This window comes from Rhizobacter sp. P1_G5, assembly GCF_056405435.1.
This window is the reverse complement of sequence record NZ_JBFUCB010000361.1, coordinates 1-6209: the sequence shown is the minus strand read 5'-3', so window position 1 is coordinate 6209 and position 6209 is coordinate 1. Positions and strand designations below refer to the sequence as shown.

At 67.3% G+C, this 6209-nt stretch carries 6 protein-coding genes; 2 read left to right on the top strand and 4 right to left on the bottom strand.

The genetic code is table 11. The features are described 5' to 3' along the window. The 3 genes from AC1D12_RS21765 to petA form a co-directional block, all read right to left on the bottom strand. Nucleotides 1-495, bottom strand: a 495-nt coding sequence (locus AC1D12_RS21765; RefSeq protein WP_477842791.1) for a cytochrome c1, incomplete at its 3' end; no start/stop codon positions are given. Nucleotides 496-527: 32 nt separating this feature from the next. Then, nucleotides 528-1928, bottom strand: coding sequence for a cytochrome b (locus tag AC1D12_RS21760; protein ID WP_047500854.1), 1401 nt, complete (start codon nt 1926-1928; stop codon nt 528-530). Between the two features lie 27 nt (nt 1929-1955). Then, nucleotides 1956-2603 (bottom strand): ubiquinol-cytochrome c reductase iron-sulfur subunit, encoded by a 648-nt coding sequence (gene petA, locus AC1D12_RS21755; protein ID WP_465111197.1) that lies wholly within the window; start codon nt 2601-2603, stop codon nt 1956-1958. A gap of 189 nt (nt 2604-2792) precedes the next feature. Between petA and mscL the strand changes: the two genes are divergently transcribed. Together mscL and AC1D12_RS21745 are read left to right on the top strand one after the other, a co-directional pair. Then, a complete protein-coding gene (mscL, locus tag AC1D12_RS21750) occupies nt 2793-3218 on the top strand; it encodes a large conductance mechanosensitive channel protein MscL (protein ID WP_047500853.1) in 426 nt (141 codons plus the stop codon). Between the two features lie 160 nt (nt 3219-3378). After that, nucleotides 3379-6042: a DUF1631 family protein gene (locus AC1D12_RS21745; protein ID WP_477842788.1), complete on the top strand. Its 2664-nt coding sequence runs from the start codon at nt 3379-3381 to the stop codon at nt 6040-6042. Between the two features lie 15 nt (nt 6043-6057). On the opposite strand, the gene AC1D12_RS21740 is transcribed toward AC1D12_RS21745, so the two are convergent. Continuing rightward, the coding region (locus AC1D12_RS21740; RefSeq protein WP_477842792.1) for a 4-hydroxythreonine-4-phosphate dehydrogenase PdxA at nt 6058-6209 on the bottom strand (152 nt) is incomplete at its 5' end.

The window sequence follows — 6209 nt, the reverse complement described above, 5'->3', positions numbered from 1 at the left end:
CAGCTCCCACAGCGCATGCGGCATCGCCACGCTCGGGAAGGCCAGGTTGTTCCAGCCGGTCGCCTTGGTGTCGTCGCGGTAGTAGGTGCGCAGGTAGGTGTACAGGTAGTCGGCGCCCGAGCCCTTGCCGATGTCGGCACGCGAACGGGCGATCACCGACAGGTCGGGCGGCAGCGCGCCGAACCATTCCTTGGCCTGCTTCGGGTCGAGCGAGGCCTTCATCGTGTCGCCGACCTTGTCGGTCGCGAACAGCAGGTTGTCCTTGATCTGCGCCTCGGTCAGTCCGATGTCGCGCATGCGGTTGTAGCGCATGAAGGCCGCCGAGTGGCAGTTCAGGCAGTAGTTGACGAACAGCTTGGCGCCGTTCTGCRGCGCCGCGAGGTCGGACGTCTTGGCCGAGGGGAACTTGTCCCAGGCCGCGCCGCCCTCCGAAGCCTGCGCCGCACCGCCCACCAGGGCCAGGCTCGCCAGCAGCGTGAGAAGGAGTTTCTTCATGGTGTTCTCTCCGGGGCTCTCGGTGGTGTGGATCAGTGGGCGTGGAAGGTCACGCGGTCCGGCACGGGCTTGAAGGTGCCCAGCTGGCTCCACCACGGCATCAGCAGGAAGAAGCCGAAGTACAGCAGCGTGCCGACCTGCGACACGTAGTTGCCGATTTCCGACGGCGGCTGCACACCCAGGTAGCCCAGGATCAGGAAGAACACGACGAACACGCCGTACACGTACTTGTGCCAGTCGGGGCGATAGCGGATCGACTTGACCGGGCTGTGGTCCAGCCAGGGCAGGAAGAACAGGATGATGACGGCACCACCCATCACCACCACGCCCCAGAACTTGGCATCGAACACGTTCAGCAGCGCGACCGCGATGACCGCCACGATCGCCATCGCCAGCTTGGCGGCGCCGCCGAACTTGCCCTTCAGCAGGGCCGCGACGGTGGCCACGGCGATGATGCCGGACAGCACCTGCACCATCAGCGTGGTGGTCGCGCGCAACATCGAATAGAACGGCGTGAAATACCAGACCGGGGCGATGTGCGCCGGCGTCTTCAGCGGATCGGCCGGGATGAAGTTGTTGTACTCGAGGAAGTAGCCGCCGAACTCGGGCGCGAAGAACACCACCGCACTGAAGATCAGCAGGAAGCCGGCGACGCCGAAGATGTCGTGCACCGAGTAGTACGGGTGCGAGGGGATGCCGTCCAGCGGGTGGCCGTCCGGGCCGCGCTTGGCCTTGATCTCGATGCCGTCGGGATTGTTGGAGCCCACCTCGTGCAGCGCGATCAGGTGCGCCGCCACCAGGCCGAGCAGCACCAGCGGCACCGCGATCACGTGGAAGCTGAAGAAGCGGTTCAGCGTCGCGTCGCTGACGACGTAGTCGCCGCGGATCAGCAGCGCCAGGTCGGGACCGACGAACGGCACCGCGGCGAACAGGTTCACGATGACCTGCGCGCCCCAGTACGACATCTGGCCCCACGGCAGCAGGTAGCCCATGAAGGCCTCGGCCATCAGGCACAGGAAGATCGCGCAGCCGAAGATCCACACCAGCTCGCGCGGCTTGCGGTAGCTGCCGTACATCAGCCCGCGGAACATGTGCAGGTAGACGACGATGAAGAACGCCGAGGCGCCCGTGGAGTGCATGTAGCGGATCAGCCAGCCCCAGGGCACGTCGCGCATGATGTACTCGACCGACGCGAAGGCGAGCGTCGCGTCGGGCTTGTAGTGCATCACGAGGAAGATGCCGGTCACGATCTGGATCACCAGCACCAGCATCGCGAGCGAGCCGAAGAAGTACCAGAAATTGAAGTTCTTCGGCGCGTAGTACTGCCCCCACTGCTCGTTCCACATCTTCGTGGCAGGGAAGCGGTTGTCGACCCAGGTCATGAGCTTGACGCCCACGGAGGCATTGGCGGGCGCTTGCTTGAATTCAGCCATGTCGTTGTTCTCCGGAGTGCTCGGGGCTCAGGCCTTCTTGTCTTCGCCGATCAACAGCCTGGCGTCGGACAAGTACATGTGCGGCGGCACTTCGAGGTTGTCGGGTGCGGGCTTGTTCTTGTAGACGCGGCCGGCCATGTCGAAGGTCGAGCCGTGGCAGGGGCACAGGAAGCCGCCGGTCCAGTCGTCGGGCAGCGAAGGCTGGGCACCGGCCTGGAACTTGTCGCTCGGCGAGCAGCCCAGGTGCGAGCAGATGCCCACCACCACCAGGACATCGGGCTTGCGCGAGCGGTTCTCGTTGCGCGCGTATTCGGGCGTCAACTCGTCGGGCTTGCGCTGCGAATTGGGGTCGGCCAGCTGCGCATCGTTCTTCGGCAGCGTGGCGAGCTGCTCGGGGGTGCGCTTGACGATCCACACCGGCTTGCCGCGCCACTCCACCGTCTTCTTCTCGCCCGGCTTCAGGTCGCTGATGTCCACCTCGACCGCGGCCCCGGCGGCACGTGCGCGCTCGGAGGGCTGGAAGGTGCTGACGAAGGGCACGGCGGCTGCGACGCCCCCGACGGCCCCGGCACCACAGGCGACAGCCACCCAGGTCCGACGGCCTTGATCGACCTGCGGTGCGGTGCTGATCGAACTGCCTTGTTGCTTGCCACCTTGCTCGTTGCTGTCACTCATTGGGGGTCCTTGGCTGGAGACTTCTGGTCACGGGCAACCGAGAATTCTAGCGGACGTGTCAACCCCCGCTCCCGGCGCTGAGGGGCGCGCGCCACTGCGGGCGGACCCTCATTGACGAGGCTTTCGGCTTGACTTCTGGCATTGCTCGGCAATACTGCCGCGCAGCATCCAGAAGAAGAGGAGCATCACATGGGGTTCGCCACCGAATTCAAGGCGTTCGCGATGAAGGGGAATGTCGTTGACCTCGCGGTCGGCGTCATCATCGGCGCGGCCTTCGGCAAGATCGTCGATTCGATCGTCAAGGACCTGATCATGCCGGTGATCGGCCGCCTGGTCGGCGGGCTCGATTTTTCGAACTACTTCTTGATGCTCGCCAATCCCCCGGTCGATTTCAAGGGCCCGATGACTTACGAGGCGCTGACAAAAGCCGGCGTCCCGCTGTTCGCGTACGGCAATTTCATCACCGTGGCGCTCAATTTCATGATCCTCGCCTTCATCATCTTCGTGATGGTCAAGCAGATCAACCGCCTCAAGCAAGAGGCTCCGGCCGCACCGGCCGCGGTGCCCGAAGACGTGCAGCTGCTGCGCGAGATCCGGGATTCGCTGAAGAAGTGAACGTTCGCGCCGCGGGGCGTGAAATGCTCCCGCCGGCCAACGTCGCCACGTCGCAACGCGGCGCGTGCCCATTCCGTTTGGGCTCATACTGCAGGTATCTCCGTCCAGACCATCCGTCCGGGCGGTTTCGCCCCGGTCCGCCCATCGGCCCTGTCCGTAGATGAATTCGATCGATCCACGTTCGCAAGCAGCGTTCGACGCCGCCATCAGCCACCTGAAGACGACCACTGYGGCCGTGGCTGATCGCGTGTCGACGCACCTGGGCACGCTGGCATCGGCGGCGATGCGCATCTACGAGCGCGACATCCTGATCACCGCCCAGCTCGACCTGCGCCGCCACATGAGCACCTTCGTGCTGGTGTTCGGCGACACGCTGAGCAAGCGCGTGACGCGCGAGCTGAGCCCGAACCGCGAGAGCGGCCGCAGCCTCGCCGAAACCGACTGGATGTCGCTCAGCATCGTCGGCGACGCCGAGATGGAAGAGCAGATGTCGTCCGACCGCATCAGCCAGGCCATCACGCATGCCTGCGAATGGGAACTGYGCGACATGGCCGCCTACACCGGCGCGCTGCTGGGCATCGGGCGGGCCGACCAGGAACGCAACCCGCTGCGCGGCGAGGTGATGGGCGCCTCGGTGTTCCGCGCCATCGAGTCGGTGTCGAACGAGCGCGAGACGCGCAAGGTGCTGGCGCGCGAGATGAGCCTCGCGCTGTCGCGCGCGATGCCCACCTGCTACGGCGACATCCTGAAGGATTTCCGCGCCCGCGGCGTGCAACCGGTCAGCCTGTCGGTGCGCGGCGTCGAAGGCCCCGGCAACGAACTGGCGCGCGACYGCGTCAACTCCGGCTACGCGACGCTGCGCGACACCGGCTCGTCCGGCAGCGGCAACCTGTATGCCCCGACCACGATGACCGGCGATTTCGACAGCGGCCAGGGCGGCCTGCCCGGTCGCGGCCAGGGCATGCCCGGCGGTTCATCCCGCGGCGGCTTCGGCGGGGCGGGCGGCGGTGGCGGTGGTGGTGGCAATGCGGGCGTCGGCACGATGGGCCGCCCCGGCACCACCACGCTCGGCCGCGATGCCGCCGGCCGTGGCAGCACGAGCCTCGGCAACCCGAATGCCGGTGCCGGCCGCTTCACGCCGCGCCCGGGCGTCAGCGCGCAGGCCGATGCGGAGCTGATGTCGCTGATCCGCCGGCTGACCTTCCTCGCGACCCGCCCGGGCGACCTCGGCGGGCCGACCGGCGGTGGCCTGCACACCGGCTCGCCGGGCCTCGGCCGGGCCAGCGCACTGGCCAGCCTGAGCGGCGCCGCCACCGGCAGCGGCGGGCTGAACGAGGGGCTGTCGGGCCTGATGGCCGTCAACGTGATCCGCCAGCACCGCGACGAGCTGCGCCAGGCCTCGACCGGCTCGCTCGACCACATGGTGATCGACGTGGTCGGCAGCCTGTTCGACCAGATCCTGTCCGACCCGCGCGTACCGCCGCAGATGGCGCGCCWGMTCGCCCGCCTGCAGCTGCCSGTGYTGCGCGTSGCSCTGGSCGACSMGACCTTCTTCTCSTCGCGCAAGCATCCGGTGCGCCGCTTCGTGAACCGCATCGCGTCGCTCGCCGTCGCGTTCGACGACCTCGACGAAGGTGCCGGCAAGCAGTTCATGACCCGGGTGCGCGACCTCGTGCAGGAGATCGTGCAGGGCGACTTCGACCAGATCGACCTGTACGCCTCCAAGCTCGGTGCGCTCGAGACCTTCATCGCGCAGCAGGCCAAGGACGAGGTGCAGGCGAACGCGTCGGCGGTGTCGCTGGTCGACGCGAAGGAATCCGACCTGCGCGTGCAGCAGCGCTACATGCTGCAGCTGCAGGCCGCGCTGAACCCGCTGTCGCTGCCCGACTACCTGCGCAACTTCCTGTCGCAGGTGTGGAGCCAGGCGCTCGCCCAGGGCACGAAGTCGCACGGCGTCAATTCCGAGCTGGTGCAGCGCCTGAAGCGCGCCGGCCGCGACCTGGTGATGAGCGTGCAGCCCAAGGGCTCGCCGGCCATGCGCAAGAAGTTCCTGATGCAGCTGCCGCCGCTGATGAAGGACTTGAACGAAGGCATGGCGCTGATCGGCTGGCCGGATGCGGCGCAGAAGGAGTTCTTCAGCAAGCTGCTGCCGGCGCATGCCGATTCGCTGAAGGGCCAGCCGCTGTCGGAGCTCGAGTACAACCTGATGTCCAAGCAGCTCGAGGGCGTGTTCAACACGCCGCTGCCGGAACCCGACGGGCTGCTGCGCGACGTGCCGATGTCCAGCATGGGTGCCGCGCCGATCGAGCCGCACTTCTCGCCCGACGAAGCCAAGCGCATCGGCCTCGTGCAGGAGAGTGCGGTCGACTGGTCGGGCACCGTCGACATCGACCTGACCTCCGACACCGGGCCGGACACCGAGCCGGGCGCGGGCGGCGACACGATGCCGGGGCCGCTGCACGTGGGCGGTGTCGACATCGACCTCGACCTGTCGCCGAACGAGCCGGCCGAGCCGTCGCACGGCGTGCAGCTGATGGACCATGTGAAGCTCGGCTTCGCGTACCAGATGCACCTGAACGACCAGTGGCAGAAGGTGCGGCTGAGCTACGTGAGCCCGGGGCGTGCGTTCTTCGTGTTCACGCGCGGCAAGCGCCACCACGAGACGGTGTCGCTGACCTCGCGGATGCTCGCGCGCATGTGCGAGACCGGGCGCTTCAAGGCGTTCGAGCAGGCCTACCTGATGGAGCGCGCCACCGCGCGGGCGCGCAAGCAGCTGGCAGCGCTGTCGGCGTCGTCTTCGTCACAGCCGACAACTCGGCACTGACGCCCACCTCGAGAACTACGGCGCAAGCTGGCGCGCCATCTGCAGCGCGGCCAGCAGGCTAGCCGCATCGGCCCGGCCGGTGCCGGCGATGTCGAACGCGGTGCCGTGATCGGGGCTGGTTCGCACGAACGGCAGGCCCAGCGTCACGTTGACGCCCTGCTCCACGC

Bases quoted from the DNA above. Each gene is read 5' to 3' on its own strand.
- AC1D12_RS21760 (WP_047500854.1), bottom strand. From the start codon at position 1,928: ATGGCTGAATTCAAGCAAGCGCCCGCCAATGCCTCCGTGGGCGTCAAG.
- petA (WP_465111197.1), bottom strand. From the start codon at position 2,603: ATGAGTGACAGCAACGAGCAAGGTGGCAAGCAACAAGGCAGTTCGATC.
- mscL (WP_047500853.1), top strand. From the start codon at position 2,793: ATGGGGTTCGCCACCGAATTCAAGGCGTTCGCGATGAAGGGGAATGTC.